At 61.9% G+C, this 23,622-nt stretch carries 18 protein-coding genes; 9 read left to right on the top strand and 9 right to left on the bottom strand.

Features of this window, described 5'->3' with window-relative positions:
• From OUZ52_RS16040 to OUZ52_RS16025, 4 genes are all read left to right on the top strand, one after another.
• A partial coding sequence (locus OUZ52_RS16040; RefSeq protein WP_266159543.1) for an MFS transporter occupies positions 1–1,391 on the top strand: 1,391 nt, incomplete at its 5' end.
• Positions 1,392–1,730: 339 nt separating this feature from the next.
• The gene (locus OUZ52_RS16035; RefSeq protein WP_266159542.1) at positions 1,731–4,937 is read left to right on the top strand and encodes an efflux RND transporter permease subunit; all 3,207 of its coding nucleotides are present in this window, start codon (positions 1,731–1,733) and stop codon (positions 4,935–4,937) included.
• Positions 4,927–6,114: an efflux RND transporter periplasmic adaptor subunit gene (locus tag OUZ52_RS16030; RefSeq protein ID WP_266159541.1), complete on the top strand. Its 1,188-nt coding sequence runs from the start codon at positions 4,927–4,929 to the stop codon at positions 6,112–6,114. Before OUZ52_RS16035 ends, OUZ52_RS16030 begins: the two co-directional genes overlap by 11 nt.
• Complete coding sequence (locus tag OUZ52_RS16025; RefSeq protein WP_266159540.1) at positions 6,101–7,558, top strand: efflux transporter outer membrane subunit; 1,458 nt, start codon at positions 6,101–6,103, stop codon at positions 7,556–7,558. Before OUZ52_RS16030 ends, OUZ52_RS16025 begins: the two co-directional genes overlap by 14 nt.
• Positions 7,559–7,605: 47 nt before the next feature.
• Here the strand turns inward: OUZ52_RS16025 and tal are convergent, their stop codons facing one another.
• The 4 genes from tal to OUZ52_RS16005 form a co-directional block, all read right to left on the bottom strand.
• Positions 7,606–8,559, bottom strand: coding sequence for a transaldolase (gene tal / locus OUZ52_RS16020; protein ID WP_266159539.1), 954 nt, complete (start codon positions 8,557–8,559; stop codon positions 7,606–7,608).
• Positions 8,560–8,619: 60 nt separating this feature from the next.
• Positions 8,620–9,999, bottom strand: a complete 1,380-nt coding sequence (locus tag OUZ52_RS16015) for an NAD(P)/FAD-dependent oxidoreductase (RefSeq protein WP_266159538.1) — start codon at positions 9,997–9,999, stop codon at positions 8,620–8,622.
• An 82-nt stretch (positions 10,000–10,081) separates the two neighbouring features.
• Complete coding sequence (locus OUZ52_RS16010) at positions 10,082–12,250, bottom strand: primosomal protein N' (protein ID WP_266159537.1); 2,169 nt, start codon at positions 12,248–12,250, stop codon at positions 10,082–10,084.
• 535 nt (positions 12,251–12,785) lie between these two features.
• On the bottom strand, positions 12,786–13,997 hold the full coding sequence (locus OUZ52_RS16005; protein ID WP_266159536.1) for a DUF3667 domain-containing protein: 1,212 nt from the start codon (positions 13,995–13,997) through the stop codon (positions 12,786–12,788).
• Positions 13,998–14,304: 307 nt separating this feature from the next.
• Between OUZ52_RS16005 and OUZ52_RS16000 the strand changes: the two genes are divergently transcribed.
• Both OUZ52_RS16000 and sppA read left to right on the top strand, forming a co-directional pair.
• Positions 14,305–15,702, top strand: a complete 1,398-nt coding sequence (locus tag OUZ52_RS16000; protein WP_266159535.1) for an MATE family efflux transporter — start codon at positions 14,305–14,307, stop codon at positions 15,700–15,702.
• Between the two features lie 135 nt (positions 15,703–15,837).
• Positions 15,838–17,709 (top strand): signal peptide peptidase SppA, encoded by a 1,872-nt coding sequence (gene sppA / locus OUZ52_RS15995; protein WP_266159534.1) that lies wholly within the window; start codon positions 15,838–15,840, stop codon positions 17,707–17,709.
• Between the two features lie 61 nt (positions 17,710–17,770).
• On the opposite strand, the gene OUZ52_RS15990 is transcribed toward sppA, so the two are convergent.
• Together OUZ52_RS15990 and OUZ52_RS15985 are read right to left on the bottom strand one after the other, a co-directional pair.
• Positions 17,771–18,595, bottom strand: a complete 825-nt coding sequence (locus tag OUZ52_RS15990; protein WP_266159531.1) for an ABC transporter ATP-binding protein — start codon at positions 18,593–18,595, stop codon at positions 17,771–17,773.
• A gap of 5 nt (positions 18,596–18,600) precedes the next feature.
• Positions 18,601–18,804 (bottom strand): hypothetical protein, encoded by a 204-nt coding sequence (locus OUZ52_RS15985; protein ID WP_266159530.1) that lies wholly within the window; start codon positions 18,802–18,804, stop codon positions 18,601–18,603.
• Between the two features lie 86 nt (positions 18,805–18,890).
• On the opposite strand from OUZ52_RS15985, the gene OUZ52_RS15980 reads away from it, so the two are divergent.
• Both OUZ52_RS15980 and OUZ52_RS15975 read left to right on the top strand, forming a co-directional pair.
• Entirely contained in the window at positions 18,891–19,673 is a 783-nt protein-coding gene (locus OUZ52_RS15980; protein WP_266159529.1) for an SDR family oxidoreductase, read from the top strand.
• A gap of 54 nt (positions 19,674–19,727) precedes the next feature.
• Positions 19,728–20,108 carry a UDP-N-acetylglucosamine-peptide N-acetylglucosaminyltransferase gene (locus OUZ52_RS15975; protein WP_266159527.1) on the top strand — a complete coding sequence of 127 codons (381 nt, stop codon included), beginning with the start codon at positions 19,728–19,730 and terminating at the stop codon, positions 20,106–20,108.
• 91 nt (positions 20,109–20,199) lie between these two features.
• On the opposite strand, the gene OUZ52_RS15970 is transcribed toward OUZ52_RS15975, so the two are convergent.
• Complete coding sequence (locus OUZ52_RS15970; protein WP_266159526.1) at positions 20,200–21,048, bottom strand: oxidoreductase; 849 nt, start codon at positions 21,046–21,048, stop codon at positions 20,200–20,202.
• Between the two features lie 99 nt (positions 21,049–21,147).
• Here OUZ52_RS15970 and OUZ52_RS15965 point away from each other — a divergent pair, with 99 nt between their 5' ends.
• Entirely contained in the window at positions 21,148–22,032 is an 885-nt protein-coding gene (locus OUZ52_RS15965; protein WP_266159525.1) for a LysR family transcriptional regulator, read from the top strand.
• Between the two features lie 63 nt (positions 22,033–22,095).
• Here the strand turns inward: OUZ52_RS15965 and OUZ52_RS15960 are convergent, their stop codons facing one another.
• Together OUZ52_RS15960 and OUZ52_RS15955 are read right to left on the bottom strand one after the other, a co-directional pair.
• Positions 22,096–23,157, bottom strand: a complete 1,062-nt coding sequence (locus OUZ52_RS15960; RefSeq protein WP_266159523.1) for a zinc-dependent alcohol dehydrogenase family protein — start codon at positions 23,155–23,157, stop codon at positions 22,096–22,098.
• Positions 23,154–23,543 carry a nuclear transport factor 2 family protein gene (locus OUZ52_RS15955; protein ID WP_266159522.1) on the bottom strand — a complete coding sequence of 130 codons (390 nt, stop codon included), beginning with the start codon at positions 23,541–23,543 and terminating at the stop codon, positions 23,154–23,156. Before OUZ52_RS15955 ends, OUZ52_RS15960 begins: the two co-directional genes overlap by 4 nt.
• Between the last annotated feature and the right edge of the window lie 79 nt (positions 23,544–23,622).

The raw sequence follows: 23,622 nt of genomic DNA, 5'->3' as shown, positions 1-23,622 counted from the left end.
GTCTGAGCGCCATGCGTCCCGCGCTCACATCCACCGCATCGCCTACCTGGACCACGATTGCGGCCAGCTTTGGCTTTGCTGTCGGTCAGCTCGACGTCACCATCGTCAACGTGGCGCTGCCGCGTCTTGCCAGCGAGCTGCACATGAGCCTGGCCGGGCTGCAATGGGTCGTGGATGCTTACGTGCTGGTGTTCTCGGTCTTGTTGTTGCTCGCAGGGGTGATGAGTGACCGGCTTGGCGCGCGGCGTACCTATCTGCTCGGTCTGGCCGGCTTTGCGCTGGCTTCGCTGGCCTGTGGCGCGGCGCAATCACAGATGCAGCTGATTGCCTCGCGCGCTGTCCAGGGTGCGGCGGTGGCTCTGATGGTGCCGCCGTCGCTGGCGATGCTCAATCATGCCTGCGGGGATGATTTGCGCTTGCGCGCACGTGCTGTCGCGACCTGGACAGCGGCAGGCGGTATTTCGATTGCCGCGGGCCCGGTCGTTGGCGGTCTTCTGCTCGAGTCGTTCGGCTGGCGCAGTATTTTCCTGGTCAATCTGCCGCTGTGCCTGATCGGCATGTTGATGACGTTGAGGGTGCCGGAAACGCCGCGCGATCCCAGTCATCATTTCGATCTGATCGGGCAGGTGCTGGCCATCCTGAGCTTGACCGGATTGACCGGTGCGGTGATCGAGTGGGGCGCCTTGGGTGTGACGCATCCGCTGGTCTGGGGCGGCCTGCTGTTGGCTTTTGTCTGTGGTACCGGGTTTGTGGTGAGCCAGGCCCATCGTCCTCAAGCGATGTTGCCGCTGGCGTTCTTCAAACTGCCGAATTTCAGCCCGGCCATCGTGTTCGGCATTGCAATGAACTTCACCTATTACGGGATCATTTTCATACTTAGCCTGTATCTGCAGCATGCGCGTCATTACTCGGCCTTGCAGGCTGGTTGGGCCTACTTGCCGCTGACCGGCACCTTTTTCATCAGCAATATGATTAGCGGCAGGGTGATCGAACGATTCGGCACACGCATACCCATGGTGGTCGGTGCGGCGCTGGATGCGCTCGGCTTCTTACTGTTGGTCAGCCTGGATGACAACAGCTCATATCAGGCGATGCTGCCGGCGTTTGTGCTGATCCCCTTAGGCATGGGGCTGGCCGTGCCTGCCATGACGACGGTGATGCTAGGCAGCGTGGATAAAGCGCGCACCGGTACCGCCTCGGCGGTGCTCAATGCTGCCCGTCAGGCTGGCGGCGCCATTGGCGTGGCGGTTTTCGGGGCCCTGGTTGCCGGAGCCGTGGGTGAGCTGGTGACTGGCCTGCATGTGGCGGCGCTGTTGTCGAGCGGGTTCCTGCTTTGCGCCATGGCTGTAGCGTGGCTAGGTATTGGCAGGCAGGTCTATCAGCCGACCTGATGCGTGAGCTCGGCTGATGACCTTCGCCGTCGATGCGTTGTGCGCAGATGCGCATGTGGTCGCTATGCCTTCATGACATACAGTTTTGAAAACCCATGACTTATGGGCCAGACGCGGTTGTAAATTAGACGTCGATACGGCATAGCCTGTTTGCTGGTTTTCATAATAGAAATCAGGGGTTGTGCGAGCTGACGGATGGCATCAAGACGGCTTAGGCAGGTCTGCGCCAGGCGGCCACCGGCAAGATGAAAATATCTTCATCGAAGCGGCTGCTCGCTAAGATGCTGCGGCGTGTCAAAATTTGCGGCGCCGCATCACTCGCGCACGGAATCCCCCCGCATGCTTGGTCTTGTCCGGATCGCCCTCTCGCGACCGTATACCTTTGTTGTTCTTGCCTTGCTCATGCTGATCATCGGTCCGCTGGCCGCCATGCGCACGCCGGTCGATATCTTCCCCGATATCAAGATTCCGGTGGTTGCGGTGATCTGGCAGTACACCGGTCTTCCGCCCGACCAGATGTCCGGTCGCATCACCACGGTGTATGAGCGCGTGTTGACCACCACGGTCAACGATATCGAACACATCGAAGCGAACTCGTACAACGGCATCGGCGTGGTGAAGATCTTCTTCCAGCCGGGCGTGAATATCAGTACGGCGAACGCGCAGGTCACCGCGATTTCGCAAGGCATTCTCAAACAGATGCCGCCAGGCATCACGCCGCCGCTGATTCTTAACTACAACGCGTCGACGGTGCCGATCATCCAGCTGGCGCTGTCAGGCAAGGGGCTGACCGAACAGAACCTCGCTGATCTCGGCCTCAACGTGATCCGTACTCGCCTGGTGACGGTGCCGGGCGCGTCGATACCGTATCCCTACGGCGGCAAGACGCGGCAGGTGCAAATCGATCTCGACTCCGCCGCAATGCAGGCGCGCGGACTATCCGGGCAAGACGTCGCCAATGCGCTGGCGGCGCAGAACCTGATCATTCCGGTCGGCACACAAAAGATCGGTGATTTCGAATACACCATCCAGCTCAACAACGCGCCGTCGCAAATCGAGGCGCTAGGCGATCTGCCGATCAAGAGCGTGAACGGCGCGATGGTTTATATCCGCGACGTCGCGCACGTGCACGACGGCAACCCGCCGCAGACCAATATCGTGCACGTGGACGGCAGCCGCTCGGCGCTGATGAGCGTGCTCAAGAACGGCTCGGTGTCCACGCTGGACATCGTGGCCAACGTCAAGAAGAAAGTCGCCGAGATGAAAAACGTGTTGCCCGACACGTTGAACATCGCGCCGATCGGCGATCAATCGGTGTTCGTGCGTGCGGCGATTGCCGGTGTGGTACGCGAAGGCGCCATCGCCGCCGCGCTGACCAGCTTGATGATTCTGTTGTTCCTTGGCAGCTGGCGATCGACGGTGATTATCGCGGTGTCGATCCCGCTGGCGATTCTCGGCTCGATCATCCTGCTCGCGCTGTTTGGCGAAACACTAAACCTGATGACGCTCGGTGGACTCGCCCTGGCCGTCGGCATCCTGGTCGACGATGGCACGGTGACCATCGAAAACATCAACTGGCATCTCGAACACGGCAAGGATGTCGAAACGGCCATCATGGATGGCGCTCAGCAAATCGTGACCCCGGCCTTCGTCTCGCTGCTGTGTATCTGTATCGTGTTCGTGCCGATGTTCTTCCTTGAAGGCGTAGCGCGCTTCCTCTTCGTGCCGATGGCCGAAGCGGTGATGTTCGCGATGATTTGCTCGTTCCTGCTGTCGCGCACCCTGGTGCCGACGATGGCCAAGTATTTGCTCAAGCCGCATGCGGCACATACCGACGAGCACGGCAGCAATGCCACGCTGCCGCCGTCGCGCAATCCGCTAGTGCGCTTCCAGCGCGGCTTCGAGGCTCGTTTCGAACGTTTCCGCGCTGGCTATCACAGCTTGCTCGACCTTGCCCTGGGTAGCCAGCGCAAGTTTGTCATCGGCTTCATGGTTTGCGTGCTGTTGTCGTTTGCGCTGGTACCGTTTCTTGGCCGCAACTTTTTCCCCAGCGTTGATGGCGGGCAGATCTTGATGCACGTGCGCGTGCCGGTGGGTACCCGCGTCGAGCAGACCGCGCATCAGTTCGCCGATATCGAGCAAGCGGTTCACCGGCTGATTCCCGGCGATCAACTGGCGACGATTGCCGATAACATCGGCATGCCGATCAGCGGTATCAACACCACCTATAACAACACCGGCTTGATGGGTGCGCAGGATGGCGACATCCAGATTGCCCTGAAGGAAGGCCATCGCCCCACCGACGAGCATGTGCGCCGCTTGCGCGAAGAGCTGCCGCGGCAGTTCCCCGGCGTGACGTTCTCGTTCCCACCGGCGGACATCATCAGTCAGATTCTCAACTTCGGTTCGCCGGCGCCGATCAACTTGCAGATTCGCGGTCCCAACCTCAGCGCCAACTTCGATTACGCCAACCAAGTGCTACGGCGGATCAAGCTGATTCCGGGTATTGCCGATGCACGTATTCAGCAGTCGCAGGCCAACCCGCAATTCAACGTGGATGTCGATCGCACGCGGGCTCAATACGTCGGGGTGTCCGAACGCGATGTGACCAATAGCATGGTGGTGAACCTGGCCGGCTCCAGTCAGGTCGCGCCGACGTTCTGGCTCAATCCGCAGAATGGCGTGTCGTACTCCATCGTGATGCAGACCCCGCAATACACGGTCGATACGTTGGCGGCCTTGCAGAATCTGCCGATCAGCGCACCGGGTTCCAAATCGGCACAGGTGCTTGGCGGTATCGCGCAGATCAATCGCGCCAGTTCGAATGCCGTTGTTTCGCAGTACGACATTCAGCCGATGGTGCAGATTTACGCGACCACCCAGGGCCGCGATCTGGACGCGGTAGCCAAGGAGATCCAGCAGATTCTGCAGGACACTGCCAAGAACCTGCCCAAGGGTGCCACGGCCAACCTGATCGGCCAGGTGCAGACGATGAACACGGCGTTCTCCGGCCTGCTGTTCGGTTTGCTCGGCGCCGTCGTGTTGATCTACTTCCTGATCGTGGTGAATTTCCAGTCGTGGTCGGATCCGTTCGTGATCATCACTGCCTTGCCGGCAGCGCTGGCCGGTATCGTGTGGATGTTGTTTGCCACGCATACGACCTTGTCGGTGCCTGCGTTGACCGGCGCCATCATGTGTATGGGCGTGGCTACGGCCAATAGCGTGCTGGTGATCAGTTTTGCCCGCGAGCGGCTGGCTGCCCATGGCGATGCGCTCAAGGCGGCCTCGGAGGCGGGCTTCACCCGCTTCCGTCCGGTCTTGATGACAGCGCTGGCGATGATTATCGGCATGGCGCCGATGGCGCTGGGGCTGGGTGAAGGCGGCGAGCAGAATGCACCGCTCGGCCGTGCTGTTATCGGTGGTCTTATTTTCGCTACGGTGGCGACGTTGTTCTTCGTTCCCGTGGTGTTCCGCATCATTCATGCGCGGCATGGCCGCGCGTCTGCCCCGGCATCTGTTACCGGAGGGCCTGCTCATGTCGTCTGAACTCATCTCTTCCCCTAACCCGCCTTCGAAGCCGCGTCTGCGCCTGGCCGCCTCGATCGCCGTGATCGTGGCCCTGGTGATCGTGGTGGCGGGTATCGCCACCCGCGCCAGCGATGCACATCAGCTCAAGCAATGGACCGAAGCGCAGGCCGTGCCCACGGTCAACGTGGCGCTGCCCGAGCGCAGCGGCACCGGCTCCGGGCTGGAGTTGCCTGGACGTCTGGAGGCGTATGCGCGTGCGCCGATCTACGCTCGCGTCAGCGGTTATCTGAAATCCTGGAAAGTGGATATCGGCGCGCCGGTGAAAAGCGGGCAGTTGCTGGCGGAAATCGAAACCCCCGATCTCGATCAGCAATTGCTGCAAGCCAAGGCCGATCTGGCCAGCGCCGAAGCGAATGCCGCCTTGGCCACCACCACCGCAAAGCGCTGGCAGTCGATGCTTGGTTCCGATTCGGTATCGCGGCAGGAAGTCGACGAGAAAACCGGCGACCTTACGGCCAAGCAGGCGATGGTCAAGGCGTCGCGCGCCAATGTCGACCGGATCGAAGCGATGAAGGGCTTTACCCGGATCGTCGCGCCGTTCGACGGTGTGGTCACCGCACGCGAAACCGACGTGGGTGCCTTGATCAATGCCGGCAGCGGCAGCGGTCCGGAATTGTTCGTGGTATCCGATGTGCGCCAGCTGCGCGTGTATATCCAGGTGCCGCAGAACTACGCACCGTCGATTCGCCCGGGCACCATGGCCGAACTGAGCTTGCCCGAATATCCCGGTCGCAGCTTTGCGGGCAAGGTCGAGTCCACCTCGCAGGCGATCAATGCCAGCTCCGGTACCACCCTGGTGCAGCTGGCGGTAGATAACAGCGAAGGCAAATTGTTGCCAGGCAGCTACGCCAGCGTGCGCCTGAAACTGCCGGTCGACGCGGCGGCGCTTCGCCTGCCTGCCAGTGCCTTGGTGTTCGACGGCAAGGGCCTGCGCGTAGCGACACTGGGCAGCGACGATCGCGTGCTGTTCAAGACCGTCACCATCACTCGCGATTACGGTAAAACGGTTGAAGTGGGTTCGGGCGTCGGTGCGGCCGATCGCGTTATCGATAGTCCGCCGGATGGCCTGGTCGATGGAGACCATGTACAGACCGCCAAGAACGAAGCAACGGGCAAGTCCCATGAGAAAGCCTGAATTCGCCTTGCTGCTTGCCATCGGCCTGGGTCTTGGCGGCTGCTCGTTGGCGCCGACTTATCAGGCGCCCAAGGTGCCGCTGGCGGACCAGTATCAGCAACACGGTTCCGCGCTGGACAAGACCTGGGTGCCGGCGCAGCCCGCCGATCAATTGCCGCGCGACGGCTGGTGGTCGTTGTATAGCGATACGCAGCTGGATCAATTGCAGCAGCGTTTGCTGGCCAATAACGCCGACCTTGCCGCTGCACTGGCGCACTACCAGCAGGCGCAGGCGTTCAGTGCGCAGGCGCGTGCCGGGCTGTTTCCGCAAATCAGTGCCAATGGCAATGGGCAACGCGATCGCGAATCCGATACCAAGCCATTGCGCGGCGCGACCTCGCCCGCGATCTATGACTCCTACACGCTGGGCGCCGAAGTCGACTACGAGCTGGACCTGTGGGGCCGGGTGCGCAACACCGTGACGGCCGGCAAGGACGACGCGTTGGCGGCGGCAGCTGATCTGGCTTCGGCCCGTCTAAGCCTGCAAGCGCAATTGGCCGACAACTACATTGTGCTGCGCGGGCTCGATCAGCAGATCCAGTTACTGCAGCAAAGCATGGACGCCTATCAAAAGGCCTTGCAGCTGACCCAGACCCGGCACGGCGGCGGTATCGCTTCGGGCCTGGATGTGGCCCGCGCGCAGACTCAGTTATCGTCGGCGAAATCATTGTGGTCACAGACGCTGGCCTCGCGCGAGTTGATCGAACATGCCATCGCGGTCTTGGTCGGTGAGTCGGCATCGCAGTTCAAGCTGGCGGTCGAGACCAAGGTGATCCCGTTGCCGTCGATCCCGGCCAGCATGCCGTCGACCCTGTTGCAGCGTCGCCCGGACATCGCCGCTGCCGAGCGGCGCACGGCGGCGGCCAATGCGCGTATCGGGGTGGCTCGGGCCGCGTTCTTTCCGTCGGTCAACCTGAGCGCGCTCGGTGGCTATCAGAGTGCGGAATACGCGGGCTTGCTTACGGCGCCGAATCGCTTTTGGGCGATTGGCCCGTCGTTGCTGTTGACGGTGTTCGACGGTGGCCGCCGCAAGGCTGGCGTCGAGGCGGCCAAGGCGGCCACTGAAGAAGCCGGTGCGCATTACCGCGGCGTGGTGTTGAGTGCGTTCCAGCAGGTCGAAGACAATCTTGCCCAGCTCGATCATATCGGCACGGCGCAGGTCGATCAGAAGGATGCCTCGGCGGCCGCGCAGCGTTCGCTGGATCTGGCCATGGATCGTTACCGCGAAGGCGCGGTGGGTTATCTCGATGTCGTGCAAGCGCAGACCGCGGCACTTGAAGCGCAACGCAGCCTGCTCGATCTGGAAACACGTCAGCTGCGCGCCAGTGTGCAGTTGATCCGTGCGCTGGGTGGTGGCTGGTCCGCCGAACAGTTGGCCCAGGCAGGCCAGGCCAGCAAGCACTGAGGTGATCGCCTCCTCCCCGGCGACAGGGAGGAGGCGGCGAAGACGCCTTAGAACTTCGCCATCAACAAGGTTTCCAGCTTGCGCTGATCGGCAGCGAACTTGCGAATGCCATCGGCCAGTTTGTCGGTAGCCATGGGATCTTCGTTGTGGCCCCAGCGGAAGGCCGCTTCGCTGATCGCCGCGGGCTTGGGCTGGCGCTCGCCGTTGTCTTGCAGCGCGCGTGGCAACGCGCCGTTCTCGGCTTCGAGCTTTTCCAGCAAATCAGGGCTGATGGTGAGGCGGTCGCAGCCAGCGAGTGCCTGGATCTGACCGATATTGCGGAAGCTGGCGCCCATCACCACGGTGTTGTAGCCATGCTGTTTATACCAGCTATAGATACGGCGTACCGATTGCACGCCGGGGTCATCGCTGGGCGCATACGACTTGGTCGCGGTGTTGGCGACATACCAATCCATGATGCGGCCGACGAAGGGCGAGATCAGGAACACGCCCGCTTCGGCGCAGGCCACCGCCTGTTCAAACGAGAACAGCAAGGTGAGATTGCATTGGATGCCGCTGCGCTCCAACTGCTCGGCGGCGCGAATGCCTTCCCAGGTCGAGGCGATCTTGATCAGGATGCGCTCGCGTGGCACGCCGATCTCGTCGTACATCGCAATCAGTCGCTCGGCCTTGGCGATGGTGGCCGAGGTATCGAACGACAAGCGAGCGTCCACTTCAGTGGACACACGACCGGGCACCAGCCCGATGATTTTCTTACCGATGCTGACGGCGAGCTTGTCGGTGGCGTTGGCCAGGTACTCGTCTTTGGTTCTTGCCTTGCTCTTGGCCCAGGCGACGGCTTCGTCGATCAACGGGGCATAGGCTGGCAGTTCGGCGGCTTTCAGCAGCAGCGAGGGATTGGTGGTGGCATCGACCGGCTTGTAACGGGCGATCGCTTCAATGTCGCCAGTGTCGGCGACCACGGTGGTGTATTGGCGCAGTTGTTCGAGTTGGGTAGACATGTCGGATTCCGTCAGAGTGGGGCTTATCGCGCGCTATTGTCGCCGGTATAGGTCAGCGGGCTAGGGATCATTGGGCAAACGCCTATTTTTGGCATCGTCCGAACCGGTGACGATGCGCGCATGGCGTTGATAGGTCCAGTACGCCCAGGCCCAGTCGAGCAACACCACCAGGCGATTGCGAAAACCGATCAGGAAGTAGACGTGGGCGACCAGCCAGACCCACCACGCCACCACACCGGAGATTTTCACCCGGCCGAACTGCGCCACCGCGGCCATCCGGCCAATGGTTGCCAGTGCGCCGTCATCACGGTAGCGAAAGGCTTGTGGACGGTTGTCGCCGCCTAGGCGTGCATCGATGCACAGCGCGGCATGCCGCCCCATTTGCTTGGCTGCAGGAGCCACGCCGGGTACCGGTTTGCCGTTGTCCTGCGTCACATTGGCAAGATCGCCAATCACAAAGACCTCGGGATGCTCGGGCAGGCTGAGATCGGCATTGACCTGTACCCGGCCGGCGCGATCCACCGGTGCGCCAAGCAAACGGCCCAGCGGCGAGGCAGCGACTCCGGCGGCCCACAGCACGGTGCGTGCGATCAACGGCTGTTCGCCCAACATCACACCCGTCTCGTCGATCGCGGTAACGGCGGTGCCGGTACGCACCTGTACGCCTAGCCGTTCCAACTGGTGCTGGGCCTTGGCCGACAGGCTGGGATCGAAGCCTGGCAGCAGGCGTGGGCCGGCCTCGGCCAATAACACATTGGCCTGGCGCGGATCGCAACGGCGAAACTCGCGCGGCAAGGTGTGCCGCGCGATTTCGGCCAGGGCGCCGGCCAGTTCCACGCCAGTGGCGCCGCCTCCGACGATGACGAAGTTGAGCCAGGCCTGGCGACGCGCCGGATCGTCCTCGCGCTCGGCATGTTCAAACGCCAGCAGGACGCGGCGACGAATGGTGAAGGCGTCATCCATGGTTTTCAGGCCAGGCGCATAGCGTGCCCAGTCGTCATGGCCGAAGTAAGCGTGAGTAGCGCCGGTGGCGACGATCAGGAAGTCGTAGTCGAGTGTGCCGTTGGCGAGCTTGACGCGACGCTGGCTGCAATCCACATCGAGCGCTTCATCGAGCAAGACAGTGGCATTGCTTTGCTTGCGCAGAATTTGCCGCAGCGGTGCGGCGATCGAGGGCGAGGAGAGTCCCGCCGTGGCTACCTGATAAAGCAATGGCTGGAATACGTGATGGTTACGCCGGTCGATGACGGTGATGCGCACATTGGCGTTGGCGAGCTGGCTGGCGGCGGCAAGGCCACCGAAACCGCCGCCGAGAATCACCACATGTTTGATCGACTCAGGCCTTACCGAGTCAGGCTTTATGGAATCAGTGGGGGTTGGATCGAGCGGTAGGGGATTGGACGGAACGAAATCAGATGGGCGTGTGTCGGGGACTGCCATGTGATTGCCTCATAGGGGGAATAGGGGCTTTGTTCAATATGGGGGTGGGTGGGCGAATAGGTACTCACAAAGACGCCGCGCATCAGTACAAATCGATCGGGTCCACATCCAGCGACCAGCGCACGCGCCGTGCCGATGGCATCGCGGCAAGCAGGCGCTGCCACGGGCGCAAGGCTGCGTGCAGCAGGCCGCGGCTAGGGGCCTCGATCAACAACTGACCGCGATAGCGGCCGGCCCGCAAGGGCATCGGTGCCGGCATCGGTCCGGCGATTTGCAGCTGATCGGCATTCAATGCGGCATACGCTTCAGCCAGAAAGGTATCGACGTGCGGACGCTGATGGGCTTCGGCGCGTAGCAGCACTTGATGGCTATACGGCGGCAACTGCGACAAGCGCCGCTCGGTCAGCAGTTCTTTCGCGGCGGCCGCATAACCCTGGGCCAGCAGACCGCGCAGCAAAGGGTGTTCGGGGTGATGGGTTTGCAGCAGCACCCGGCCCGGCTTGCGGGCGCGGCCGGCGCGGCCGGCGACCTGTACCACCAATTGCGCCAGCCGTTCGCTGGCGCGGAAATCGACACTGAGCAAGCCCTCGTCCACCCCGACAATGGTGACCAGGGTGAGGTTGGGCAGGTCATGGCCTTTGGCCAGCATCTGCGTGCCGACCAGAATCGCCGGCGCATCGGCGCGCAGCCCTTCCAGCAATTGCTCGAAAGCGTAGCGTCGCCGGGTGGTTTCGCGATCGATACGTAGTACCGGCACATGGGGGAATTGTGCGACCAGCGCCTCTTCCAGGCGTTCGGTACCTTGTCCCTGTGGTTTTAGATCGGGGGCGTTGCAGGTCGGGCAGGTTTCCGGCACCCGCGTTTGATAATCGCAGTGATGGCAGATCAGCTGGCGGCGCGCGGCATGCAAGGTCATCGGATGTTCGCAGCGCGGGCATTCGGCATGCCAGCCGCAGCTATGGCAGAGCAACACCGGTGCATAGCCGCGGCGATTGCGGAACACCAGCACCTGCTCGCCGCGCGCTACGGTGTCGCCGACGGCGCTGAGCAAGGCTGGCGACAGGCCGTGCTCCAGCCGTTGCGCACGCATGTCGATGATTTGCACTTGCGGCGGCCGGATCGCCCCGGGCCGTGCGCGCAAATGCAGCGAGCGATAGCGGCCCGCCTCGACGTTAGCCAGTGACTCCAGCGACGGGGTGGCCGAGCCAAGCAGCACCGGCACGCTCAAAGCGCGGGCGCGCAGCAGAGCCAGGTCACGCGCGTGATAGCGAAAGCCATCTTGCTGTTTGTAAGCACCGTCGTGTTCTTCGTCGACGATGATGATGCCGGCATGCGGCAAGGGCGTGAACACCGCCGAACGTGTGCCGAGTATCACCTTGGCCTCGCCTGAGCGGGCGCGTAGCCAGGCGCGGGCGCGATCGCCCTCGGCCAGGTTGGAGTGCAGCACCTCAATCGCCACGCCAAGGCGCTCGCGCAGACGGCGCATGGTCTGCGGCGCCAGGCCGATTTCCGGTACCAGCAGCAGCGCCTGCTTGCCCTGGGCCAGCACCTGTTCGATCAGGGCGAGATATACCTCGGTTTTGCCGCTGCCGGTGACGCCATCCAGCAGGAATGGCTGGAAGCTGCCAAGGCTGGCAGTGATGTCGGTGACGGCGTGCTGCTGTTCTTCGGTGAGCGGCCAGGGCGCAACCAGATGGTGATCGAACGCGGCGATGCGTTCGCCCCGTTCGATCAGCCCGGCGCCGGCCAAGCGACGAGCGGCAGCTCGCCAGCTCGGCAAGTGCACATCCAGCTCACCGGCAGCGAGCGGACCGGTGGCCAGGATATCCAGCAGCAATTTGCTGCTGCCGCGGCGGCTGTTGGCGTCACGGGCACTTTGCCCGGCGATGGTCAGGGTCCAGATTTCCTCACCGGTGGCAGGTAGCGGTTTGTCTTCACGCAGCGCCAGCGGCAACGCGTTGGCGTACGCCTCGCCGGGTGCGCCCAACCAGTAATCGGCGGCCCAGGCCAGCGTTTTCATCAGCTCGGGGTCGAGCAGCGGGGTGTCATCGAGCAGGCGTAGTACGCGCTTGAGCCGGCTGCCGCCGACGCTGGCTTCCACCTCGGTGGCGACCACGATGCCGACCATCTTGTGGCGGCCGAACGGCACCAAGACGCGACTACCCGCACGGCACTCACCTGCCGCGGGCGGCAAATAGTCGAACAGCGTCGGTAACGGTACGGGGAGAGCGATGCGGAGTACGGCGGGCATGGATACGCAGTGTAACCGCGCAACGAAATGTCCAGAGGGGTCAAGCATGCAAAGCGCGCGAAGCGGCATGCGGCGACGAATGGTCCGTCACAGGCGCGCTTGCGGCCGCTTGCTGCTCTGTCATCTAGGAGTCATAGGTAAGTGACTCTAGCTAGGGCGCTTTTTCGTTTATCCACAGAGCCTGTGGATAAGTCTGTGGATGCAGCTTGGAGGGGGTGCCTTTAGGCGCATAAGAACGGCTTTTTCGACGCCGTGTTCAAGTTTTAGCCATGCAGAAATAGTCTTTTATTTCAGCATCTTACAATTGGCGCTGGGCTGGCGTTCATCTCACTGCCATGAAGTCGATAGAACTCTTGACAGTTTTACGACGCTGTGAAAAACCCTGATTCGGAGGATTCGTATGTGACGAAAAGCCGCACCGACAACTGCTTCACCATACGCAGACGAATCCTTAACTGGTCTGGCAATCAACCGCCCCGGCCGGACGGCCGAGGGGCGGTCATGGGGCGGCTCGATACAGGTCTCAGATCGGGCATCAATAGTGCGCGGCGCCGAAGGCCACGGCGATGATCAAGGCAAACCCCAGCAGCCAGAGATAGCACCAGCCGACGAAAAAATATTTCAGCACGGTCATGAACCAGCCTTGGCGATAAATCCGCTTTTGCATCAGCAGCAGATAGACCATGCCCCAGAGGATCAGTCCGGCCTCGATCCAGTGTAGCGGCGCAGCCAGCCAGGCGGCGTGCGGCACCAGCCAGACGCCCAGCATGCTGGCCAGCGATATGAGCAGCAGGTTGAGAAACAAAAAGGCGTGGCTGTGCAGGGCCACGATCAGGTGCTCCATATATAGCCGGCGCCGGAACAGATAAACCACCTTCAGCAAGAAGGCGAATATCGGCATCAGCACGAACATGGTCATGGGCAGCACTGCGAAGGTGCCTGCCTTCAGGCGCTCGATGGCTTCAGTCCGTGTATTGCCGGGAACCTTAAGCGCACGCACATTGGCCGCTATATGATCCGCTCCGCGTGTCAGCTTGGCGTTGACGAAATCTGGCAGCCAGGAGATCGAAACCTTGCTGTGGTGCGTGAGCAAGTCGTCGTCATCGGACGAATTCTGCTCTTGGTCGATTTGCTCCTTGGCTGACGCATGGTCATCCGTGGCGCTGGAACCGGCATGGGCTGGGGTGGCGGTCGAGGCGCTTGCTGGCGGGGCCTCGCCCAAGGCGATCAGGCGTTCCGCGGCCTGTTTGCGCAAGCTGCGCTCGGCAATGTCCATGCCCGCGGTGACGCCAGTCTGGCGCGCCACCTCGATACCGGCCAATTGCGCTTTCAGGGCTCGGCGCACTTGGGTCGGAGTGGTCGCCTCGGCAAAGGTGTTTCCCCCCTGGCCTACCGAGATGTTGCCGATGTTCTCGACCCCGCTGGAAACCTGGTCCAAGGCCATGTGGCCGACAAAGAAAGCCAGCAGGCACAGGATGAACATCAGCCGAAAGGGCGTCACATAGCGCACCCGGCGGCCGGAGAAATACTCCAGCGTCAAAAAGCCTGGTTGCACGAACAGCGGCGGCACCGTGTGCACCACGCGGCCATCCAGGTGCAGCACCATTTCCAGTGCGTCTTCGACGATGCCGTGCACCGGCTTGAGCACGCTGTGGATCGACTGGCCGCAGTGATGACAAAACTCTCCCTGCATCACCACACTGCAGTTCGCGCAGCATAAATCGCTGGCGCTGATCAGTTCTTTCATTGTTTTTTTCCAACCCCCGAAGGGCGCGATCTTGGCATAACGGCTGGGCTGGCAGGGAGGGGCTTGAGTCAGGGAATTAGCACGAGGTGGCAGAGTTAGAGCAGGGAACGGGGGATGGGGAGCCTGAAGTTCGAGGAACGTTGAAGCGCCGCGTTCCCTTTTGATCTTTCTTTGCTTTTTCTTGATTTTTTTGTCGCCTCTGCTTTTTACGCTTTTCCCCGTTCCCCGTTCCCCGTTCCCCGTTCCCCGTTCCCCGTTCCCCGTTCCCCGGGGTCTGTAGAATGCGGTGCCCTGGAGTCCTCAGCTTATGAATTCATTTCGCATCGATCGCGCCAGGGTGGCGCCTGAGGTCGGCGCCACCATTCGCCTTGCGCTGCCCTTGATCGCTGCACAACTCGCGGCGATCGGCAGCAATGTGGTCGACGCGGTGCTGGCGGGGCATTTCAGTGCGCATGTGCTGGGTGCGGTGGCGGTGGGCACCAGTATCTGGGCGCTGGCGATCGTCAGCGGCATCGGCATGATGATGGCGGTGCCACCATCAGTGTCGCAGCTGGATGGCGCCGGGCGCCGTCGCGAGGTGGGGGCGGTTTTCCGCCAGGCACTGTGGCTGGCCATCGGCATGGGGGTGCTGCTTTGGTACGGCGTGCGTCATGCCGCGCCATTGATCAGCGTGATCGGGGTGGCGCCGGGCTTGCATCATGACGTCGGTGAATTTCTGCGTGCGATCAGCTGGGGCGCGCCGGCGCTGACTTGTTATTTCACCCTGCGTGGGCTGTCCGAAGGCCTGTCGATGACCCGGCCCTCGATGTATTTCAGCCTTGGCGGGCTGGCGGTGTTGGCGCCGCTCGGCTACGTGCTGATGTTCGGCAAATTCGGGCTGCAGCCGCAGGGCGCCCGTGGTTGCGGTATCGCCACCGCGCTGGTGCTATGGCTGGAGACGCTGGCATTCGCCTGGTATGTGGCGAAACATCGTAATTACCGCGGGCTGGGGCTGGGCGAGCGTTTCGATCCGCCGCGGCTTAAGCGGATTGGCGAATTGGTCTGGATCGGTCTGCCGATGGCGATCACCCTGCTTGCCGAGGGCGGCCTGTTTGTTGCGGTGGCACTGGCGATCAGCACCCTGGGCGAGAACGTGGTCGCCAGCCATCAGGTGGCGCTGAATGTGGCCTCGTTCTTTTTCATGATGCCGCTGGGCCTGGCGATGGCGATCACCGTGCGGGTCGGTAACGCGGTGGGGCGTGGCGATGCGCGTGGGGTGCGTTATGCCGGCTTTTGCGGCATTGGCCTCACCCTGGGTACTCAGCTGATTTCGGCGGGGTTGATGCTTAGCCTGCCGCATTTGATCGCCTCGTTGTATACCCGCGATACCGGGGTGATCGCATTGGCGGCCCAGTTAATCGTATTGGCCGGCCTTTTTCAGTTCTCTGACGGTATTCAGGTGGCTTCCAACGGCGCCCTGCGTGGCCTCAAAGACACCCGTGTGCCGATGGCCATCACCTTGTTCGCCTATTGGGCGGTCGGTATGCCGGTGGGCTGGTGGCTGGCTTTTCGCGAAAACCTGGGTGCGCGCGGCATGTGGATGGGCTTGATCGCCGGCCTGAGCATGGCAGCCGCACTGCTATTCGTACGTTTTTGGCGCAGTTCGGGGCGATTACTTGCGCGCAGCAGGCAAGCGCAAGCCATGGGCGCTGCGCATGAGGGTTGAGCAACATGGCGTTTTCGCCTTCCCCTGGCGGCTGACACTTGCTTTTTAAAGCTTTACCTGCGCCCCTGACTCTCAACACATGACCACCACAGCCCAAGCGGTTACCCTGCTGGCGAACTCTCGAGGAAAACACGAATGACGGAGCGTCAGCCCCACGGTTTCTGGAACTTTCTCTGCGTCTTTGGCCGCGGCATGAATGTCGTCAGGTTGGTCATCATCAACCTGGTGTTCTTTTTGTTTTTATTCTTGTTCCTGCTGCTGCTGGTTGGCCTGTTCGCTGGAGACCGCAGCGAGCGCAAGATTCTCGACAGTACGGTGTTGGTGATCAAGCCGGAAGGTCGCTTGGTCGAGCAATACAGCGCGCGGCCGCTGCAGCGGGTCATCGCCGGTTTGTCGGGCAATGCACCCAAGCAGGTACAGGTGCGCGACCTGGTCGCGGCGATCGACGCGGCGGCAACCGACAAGCGCATCAGCCGCATCTTGCTGGAGCCAGAAGATGTGCAAGGCGGCGGTTTCGCCGCCCTGCGCGAGGTTGGCGCGGCGTTGGATCGTTTCCGCGCGGCCGGCAAGCCGGTGGTGGTCTGGGCGGCGAATCTGGAGCAGGGCCAGTACTACCTGGCGGCGCATGGCGACCGCATTCTGCTTGACCCGCAGGGCGGCGTACTTATCGCCGGCCTGGCCAATTACCGGCTGTTCTACAAAGACCTGCTCGATAAGCTCGGCGTGGACGTGCATTTGTTCCGCGTCGGCCAGTTCAAGAGTGCTGCCGAGCCTTATATCCTCGATCATGCCTCGCCGGAATCGAAGCAGGCCGACAGCTACTGGATGGGCGGCTTGTGGGACGAATACCTCAGCGAAATCGCCAAGCTGCGCAAGCTCGATCCGGCTGCCCTGCGCAGTGATATCGATGGCTTGCCCGAGCATATCGAAAGCACCCAGGGCGACCTCGGCAAGCTCGCGCTCAACCAGCATTTGGTCGACGGTTTGGCCACTCGCGCCGAGCTGGAAAAAATGATGCTCAGCGAAGGCGTGGCGCCAGGCCCGAAGGGTCAAGGCTTTCGCCAGGTGTCGCTAGCGCGTTACAGCACCGACTTGCCCAGCGATGGCAAGCCGAGTGTTCTGGCCTCGGGCGTGGCCATCGTGGTTGCCGAAGGCGAGATTGTCGGTGGCCGGCAGCCGCAGGGTTCGATCGGTGGCGAGTCCACTGCCGAGTTGATCCGTTCGGCGCGCCAGGACAGCAAAACCAAGGCTTTGGTGTTGCGCGTCAATTCGCCGGGTGGCGAAGTGTATGCCGCCGAACAGATCCGCCGCGAAGTGGAGCTGACCAAGCAGGCGGGTATCCCGGTGGTGGTTTCCATGGGCGACGTAGCGGCCAGCGGCGGTTACTGGATCTCGATGAATGCCGATCGCATTTATGCCGAGCCCAACACCATCACCGGCTCGATCGGCATCTTCGGCATGTTCTTCACTGTGCCCAATACGTTGGACAAGCTCGGTGTGAAAAGCGACGGCGTCAGTACGGGCCCGCTCGCTGGCGCATTCGATATGTCACGCCCGCTGGATCCGAAGATCGGCACGGTGATTCAGGCCATCATCAATAAGGGTTATCACGACTTTGTCGGTAATGTGGCGAAAGCCCGCGGCAAGGAATACAGCGCGATCGACAGCATTGCCCAGGGCCGTGTGTGGACCGGGCAACAGGCCTTGGACAATGGCCTGGTCGATCAGCTTGGCGGTCTCGATGATGCGGTGGCCGATGCGGCCAATCGGGCTAAGCTGGGCAAGAATTATCCCGTGCGCTATATCGAAGCGCCGCTCGGTGGCTTCGAGCAATTCATGGTGGGGCTGAACGAAAGTGCGACGGTGCATGTCATGCAGGGTTACGGCATCCATCTGCCCGGCTGGCTTGCCCAGCTGCCGGCCATGGCGCCTGAGCTGAGCTTGCTGCAAACCGCCCAGTCAGGCCGGCCGAATGTCTATGCGTACTGTTTCTGCAGTCCGCGCTAAGAACGTTTAGACGGCTGAAGATCGGTTCCGCCCCTTCGTGTCCGAAGGCGCGGAACCGGTGTCAAAGACTGGCGGCGTAATATTCGCCGCGTCGCTGCAGTTGAACGGGCAGCTCGAACAACTCGCTCAAGGCATGCTCAGTAAGCAGGGCCGCCTTGCTACCGTCATGCAGCACGCGGCCATGGCGCAGCATCACCACCCGCTCGATCTCCGGCAAGATCTCTTCGATGTGATGGGTTACCAACAGCAAGGTCGTGCCGCTACGCGCCAGCATGCGCAGACTTTCCAGAAACTGGCGCCGGGTAGCCAGATCGAGTCCAGCACAGGGTTCGTCCAGCAGCAGCGCGCGTGGCCGATGCACCAGCGCCCGCGCAATCAGCACGCGTCTTGCCTCGCCGGTAGACAGGCTGGCCATCTGGCGGCCGGCCAGATGCATGACACCCATATGCGCCAAGGCCTCTTCACTGCGTTGGCGCATGGTCGAGCTGACCCGGTGATCCAGGCCCAGTCCACGGGCGGCAAAAAAACTGGAAACCACCGCATCGAACACCTCCAGCGGAGTGTCGCTGGTGTAGTCCAGTTGCAGTGCCGGCGAGACGATACCAAGCAGGCTGCGTAGCTCGTCCACGCGCCAGCGCTCACGCCCAAACAGCCGCACACTTGGCTGGCCATCGCGCCGCGCCAGCGGATACAACTGGCGCGTGATCAGTTTCACCAAGCTGGATTTGCCCGAGCCGTTAGGGCCGAGAATCGCTGTGTGCTCGCCTTGTGCAACGCGCAGGCTGAGTTGATCCAGAAGCAGGCTGTCGCCACGCAGCACGCTGGCCTGGTCGATCTCCAGCAGCGCCTCGGATGGCAGTACTGTCTGGGTGTTGGGGTTATCCATCGAGGCTATTGCTCCGCTGCCTCGATTTGCTTGCGCTGCTGCTCGGCTTGCTGCTCGGTGGTTTTTTGCAGGTCCTTGGCGCGCTGCTCATCTTTTTTCAGGTTGTCCCACGGTGTAGCGACGGGCTTGGCGGCGGCTTGCGGCTCGGGCGGTTTGCCGGAACAGGCGGCGAGCACGACTACGCAAAGCAGGAGGGCGGTACGTTTCATCGGCGGACTCCGCGCGTTGGGGATGGCACAGTGTTGCGCCGCGATACGATGCGGGCAAGCGGCGCAATCGGCTAAGCTCCGCTCCCATGAACCATCGTATCGACGCTTGGCAGCTGCAAGGCCATACCGCACTGATTACCGGTGCCAGCAAGGGCATCGGGTATGCCACCGCGCGTGAGCTGGCTAGCCTGGGTGCCAACCTGTTGTTAGTGGCACGTGACGAGGATCATCTCGAACAGGTGCGCGTCGAGCTGGCCGATGATTTCGAAGACCTCGACGTGCTTGCTTTCGGCGCGGATTTGAGTGACCAGGAAGACCGTCTTGCGGTATTCGACTGGATTGCCGACCTCGGCGTGCCGTTGTCGTTGCTGGTCAACAATGTCGGTGGCAATCAGCCGCGGCCGACGCTGGACTATCACGAGCTCGAATACCGTGCGATCTTCGAGCAGAACGTGTTTTCCGCCTTTGAAATGTGCCGCCTCGCGCATCCGTATTTGGTGCAGCATGCGAACGCAGCCATTGTAAATGTGGGCTCGGTATCGGGCATAACTCATGTGCGCACCGGCTCACCCTACGGCATGACCAAGGCCGCGCTGCATCAGCTCACCCGCAACCTGGCCGTGGAATGGGCCGTGGATGGCATTCGGGTGAACGCGGTGGCGCCGTGGTACATCCGTACTCAACGCTCAGAACCCGCGCTGGCGGATGACGATTATCTGGATGAAGTGCTTGACCATACGCCGCTGCGGCGTATCGGCGAGCCCGAAGAAGTCGCCGCGGCGATTGCCTTTCTCTGCTTGCCCGCGGCCAGCTACATCACCGGCCAGGTGCTGGCGGTGGACGGTGGTTTTCTCAACTACGGTTTTTAAGCGCTGCATTTCAATGCCGCGCGACCCGAAGATAATGGGAGTCAGGCAAGGCTTATGGACGATGAAGTGAGCGCTGGCGTCACCCTGGCAAGGGCGCTGGTGAATCAGGCATGGTCCAGTCCGATGAGCTACGAGCCCTTATGGAAGGCGCGCAGGTTGCTCGAGAATCTATTAAAGGTCGAGCAAGACCATCTGCTCGTTTTAACCTGCCTTGGCGCAGTCCTCTGTGATCTCCACTTGCGCACCGAAGCGCAGGCTGTGCTGGAGCAGGCGGCGCGGCTGGGGTCAACGGATCGAAATACGTACTTCAATCTATTCGTCGCCATGCTTGGTAACGCCACTCAGCAAGAGGCGCGAGCTGCGCTCGAGCAGGGCGTGCATCTCGAACGCGACGCTTCGAGCTGGGAAGCGTATTTCGATCCGCACGCGCAGTAGCATCGAGCGATTCGGTAGATAAGCGGCCTGCGCTTTGTTCGCTCCCTGGTTCGAAGCAGTGCCTCAGGCAGCGGCTTTGGCGATGGGGCGCCTAAGCCGGTTCGTCAAACTCCGTACTGCGGGTAAGCGTTTCCCAGTCGTCGAAATTCTTTGCCATGGCGGCCAGCTGTTTGCGAGCCAGATCGAGTGCATCCGCGCCCAGCAACAGGTGTAGCGGTGGATTTTTTGCGGTTACCGCCTGGATGATGGCCATCGCGCCCTTCGCCGGATCGTTGGGTTGCTTGCCGTGTGAATGGAGTAGTGCATCGCGCTGCTTGCCCAGCGTGTCGGCAAACTCGGGGAGCCGAATGTTGGACTGCCGCATGGAGCGACCCCGAAAATCCGTGCGAAACGCACCGGGCTCGACCACGGTCACCCCGATACCGAATGGCGCCACTTCTTTGGCCAGCGTCTGGGAAAGTCCTTCGAGGGCGAACTTGCTCGCATGGTAGTAACCGACATTGGGAAACGTGGTCAGTCCACCGATCGAACTCAGGTTGACGATATGTCCTTTACCGCGTTGTCGCATCCGCGGAAGCACGGCCTGGGTCAAGGCGATGACGCCATGCACATTGGTATCGAATTGCGCCCGAATCTCGGCATCCTCGCCCTCCTCGATGGCCCCGATATAACCGTAGCCAGCATTGTTCACGAGTACGTCGATGTGACCGAAGCTGTCATGAGCGGCGTGCATGGCGGCAGCGATCTGCGCGGACTTGGTGACGTCGAGGGTAACGGCGATAGCTCGATCGCCATAGCGCTTAACCAGGTCGCGCACCGTATCGGTCTGGCGGGCGGTGACCACCGCACGATAGCCGTGTTCAAGCACCTTTTCGGCCAAGGCTCGGCCCAGGCCGGACGAGCTGCCTGTAATCAACCATACCGAATCGCGATCAATCATAAATTCACCCTTTCCTAGCGGATGGCTTTGACGGAGAGCATCGACGCTGTCCTGCGACAGTGTCTTGCGCTCCGGGCTTGACCTCTAGAAAGGGTAGGGGTGAGCATTCATTTAATCATCGCGAATAATCGGCATGAGGCATTGAATGTTTCCAATTCGATGCTGAGCTATACGATCAAGCGCCTGGAATCCCGCCTCGGCTACCCACTGCTACGGCGGACCAGCCGCAGCGTGGCACCCACCGCCGAGGGAGAGAAACTCTTATTGACGCTCGAACCGGCATTGGATGCTATCGACAGCGTCCTGGGCGAGCTGAGTCAAAGCCGCGATCGCGTTGCGGGCACCCTGCGAATCACCGCGACACGGCAGGGCTATGAGGCGGTTATCCGCCCGGTGCTGGCCGAGTTCTGTGCTACTTATCCGGAGGCCACCGTTGAGGTGATCGTCGACTATGCCTTGCGAGATCTTGTGGCCGAGCGCTTCGATGCCGGCATCCGGCTGGGCGAGAAGCTGCAGCAGGATATGGTTGCTCTGCCGGTCGGGCCGGCGCTCAGCATGGCCGTTGTCGCCGCGCCAGAATATTTGTCGCGGCATGGCGCTCCCGTCACGCCGGAAGATCTGCAGAATCACCGTTGCATCAATTACCGGATGGAAACCGCAGGCAGCCTGTATGCCTGGGAATTTGAAAAGGATGGCCGTGCCTTCAAGCTGGGACTGTCGGGGCCGTTGACCTTCAACGAGCCGGATCTGATGCTTCAAGCCGCGATCGATGGTCTTGGTGTGGCCTACGTGCTGGAACATGAGGCGGCCACGCATATCGCCAGCGGCCGCTTGCTCAGAATATTGGCGGACTGGACCCCACCCTTCCCGGGGTTCTTCCTCTACTACCCCTCGCGCAAGCAAGTCTCTGCGGTTCTGGCTGCCTTATTGCCACGCTTGCGGGCGTGGCCAGATCGCCCGCCAAAGACCGGCGGGCGTCTTTGATTCCAAGGGGGCTGACGAGGCCGTTTTTTTGCAAGCCCTTCGTCGCGGCGTTTTATGCCGTGCCTAGGCCACGCTGATGACCACTTTGCCAAAGCGGCGTTGGTTGGCGTAGTAGGCGAAGGCGGCAGGGGCCTGGTCGAAGGCGAACACGCGGTCGATCACCGGCTTGATGCGGTGCTCGGTCATCAATCGCGTTACCTCGGTCAACTGCGTGCGATGGCCTGCCGCCACGGCGCGGATCACCGCCCCCGATGCGAAAATGGCATTCGCATCGATCATCGATTCGCCGCCTGCCGCCGTGCCGACGAAGGCGATCTCGCCGCCCAGGCATACCGACTTCAGTGATTGCGGCATGGTGCTGCCACCGCCGACTTCCACCACATGCTGTACGCCGATACCACCGCTAAGCCGGCGTACTTCGGCCGACCAATCGGGCTGGCTGCGGTAGTTGATGACATCGTCGGCACCGAGTTCGCGCAACCGCACCGCCTTGTCGTCGCTGGAGGTGGTGGCGATGACTCGTGCTCCGCAGGCCTTGGCGAATTGCAGCGCAAACAGCGAGACACTGCCTGAGCCCAGTACCAATACGTTATCGCCGGCTTTAAGAGCGTGGCCGCCGGTCAAGGCATTCCATGCAGTCACCGCTGCGCAGGGCAGGGTGGCGGCCTCTTGCCACGACAGATGCTCGGGTATGTGCACCAAGGCGTCTTCGTGCAGCACGGCGTACTCAGTCAGCATGCCATCAAGCGAGCCGCCCAGTTGCGCCGCCCGCTCGATGCTGAAAGGCCCATCGATCCAGCGCGGAAAAATCGAGGCGATCACCCGGTCACCCAGTTTCACCCGGCTCACGCCATGGCCCAGGGCGATGACTTCGCCTGCGCCGTCGGATACGCCGATCACGTCGGCTTTCACCGGCAGGGGGTAGCGCCCCTGCAACATGATCATCAGTTCGCGATAGTTAAGCGATACGGCGCGTACGCGCAGCAGTACTTCATGCGGGCCCGGCGTTGGCACCTCGTGCTGTTTCAGCAGCAGCCCATCCAGGCCGGCACCCATACTCATGTGATAGCTCTGCATACGCTCGGCGGATGGTACGGCGACGGGTGTTTGTACGATGGCGTTCATGCGGCCACCGCTACGCGTGTCTTGACGTAGCCACGACCTTCGACAATCAGGCCATCGCGCACGCGCATCACGTTGACCGCGCGCAGCAAGTCGATCGGCTCCGAGCCGGTCCGGTAGTTCCAGAAAATGACACCGACCTCGCCCATCACCATCACCTCCTCGACCTGGAAGTGGCCGCTGCGATTGGCCGCGATGCCCTGCCATGAAGCGAGGCAGGCTTCACGCCCGATGTAATGGGTGCTTTCCAGCGTCGGGTTCGATCGTTCCACCACGCAATCTTCGGCGATCAGCGCGGGCAGCAAGGAGGGGTCGTGCTGGAGAAAGGCTTGATTGAAACGTGCCAGCACGTCGGTCGTGCTGGCAGGGTGTGATGATCCATGCGTCATGGCTGGCCCTGGGGTGGGTGGTTGCGATGGGCGTAGTCTGTGAGAAGTGCTGCTATGCGTCCAACGCATTTAATGAATA

This window comes from Dyella silvatica, from assembly GCF_026283955.1.
Taxonomy (GTDB): domain Bacteria; phylum Pseudomonadota; class Gammaproteobacteria; order Xanthomonadales; family Rhodanobacteraceae; genus Dyella_C; species Dyella_C silvatica.
Note: the sequence above shows the minus strand (reverse complement) of the source record. Positions and strands in the feature narration are given on the sequence as shown.

Bases quoted from the DNA above. Each gene is read 5' to 3' on its own strand.
- OUZ52_RS16035 (WP_266159542.1), top strand. From the start codon at position 1,731: ATGCTTGGTCTTGTCCGGATCGCCCTCTCGCGACCGTATACCTTTGTT.
- OUZ52_RS16030 (WP_266159541.1), top strand. From the start codon at position 4,927: ATGTCGTCTGAACTCATCTCTTCCCCTAACCCGCCTTCGAAGCCGCGT.
- OUZ52_RS16025 (WP_266159540.1), top strand. From the start codon at position 6,101: ATGAGAAAGCCTGAATTCGCCTTGCTGCTTGCCATCGGCCTGGGTCTT.
- tal (WP_266159539.1), bottom strand. From the start codon at position 8,559: ATGTCTACCCAACTCGAACAACTGCGCCAATACACCACCGTGGTCGCC.
- OUZ52_RS16015 (WP_266159538.1), bottom strand. From the start codon at position 9,999: ATGGCAGTCCCCGACACACGCCCATCTGATTTCGTTCCGTCCAATCCC.
- OUZ52_RS16010 (WP_266159537.1), bottom strand. From the start codon at position 12,250: ATGCCCGCCGTACTCCGCATCGCTCTCCCCGTACCGTTACCGACGCTG.
- OUZ52_RS16005 (WP_266159536.1), bottom strand. From the start codon at position 13,997: ATGAAAGAACTGATCAGCGCCAGCGATTTATGCTGCGCGAACTGCAGT.
- OUZ52_RS16000 (WP_266159535.1), top strand. From the start codon at position 14,305: ATGAATTCATTTCGCATCGATCGCGCCAGGGTGGCGCCTGAGGTCGGC.
- sppA (WP_266159534.1), top strand. From the start codon at position 15,838: ATGACGGAGCGTCAGCCCCACGGTTTCTGGAACTTTCTCTGCGTCTTT.
- OUZ52_RS15990 (WP_266159531.1), bottom strand. From the start codon at position 18,595: ATGGATAACCCCAACACCCAGACAGTACTGCCATCCGAGGCGCTGCTG.
- OUZ52_RS15985 (WP_266159530.1), bottom strand. From the start codon at position 18,804: ATGAAACGTACCGCCCTCCTGCTTTGCGTAGTCGTGCTCGCCGCCTGT.
- OUZ52_RS15980 (WP_266159529.1), top strand. From the start codon at position 18,891: ATGAACCATCGTATCGACGCTTGGCAGCTGCAAGGCCATACCGCACTG.
- OUZ52_RS15975 (WP_266159527.1), top strand. From the start codon at position 19,728: ATGGACGATGAAGTGAGCGCTGGCGTCACCCTGGCAAGGGCGCTGGTG.
- OUZ52_RS15970 (WP_266159526.1), bottom strand. From the start codon at position 21,048: ATGATTGATCGCGATTCGGTATGGTTGATTACAGGCAGCTCGTCCGGC.
- OUZ52_RS15960 (WP_266159523.1), bottom strand. From the start codon at position 23,157: ATGAACGCCATCGTACAAACACCCGTCGCCGTACCATCCGCCGAGCGT.
- OUZ52_RS15955 (WP_266159522.1), bottom strand. From the start codon at position 23,543: ATGACGCATGGATCATCACACCCTGCCAGCACGACCGACGTGCTGGCA.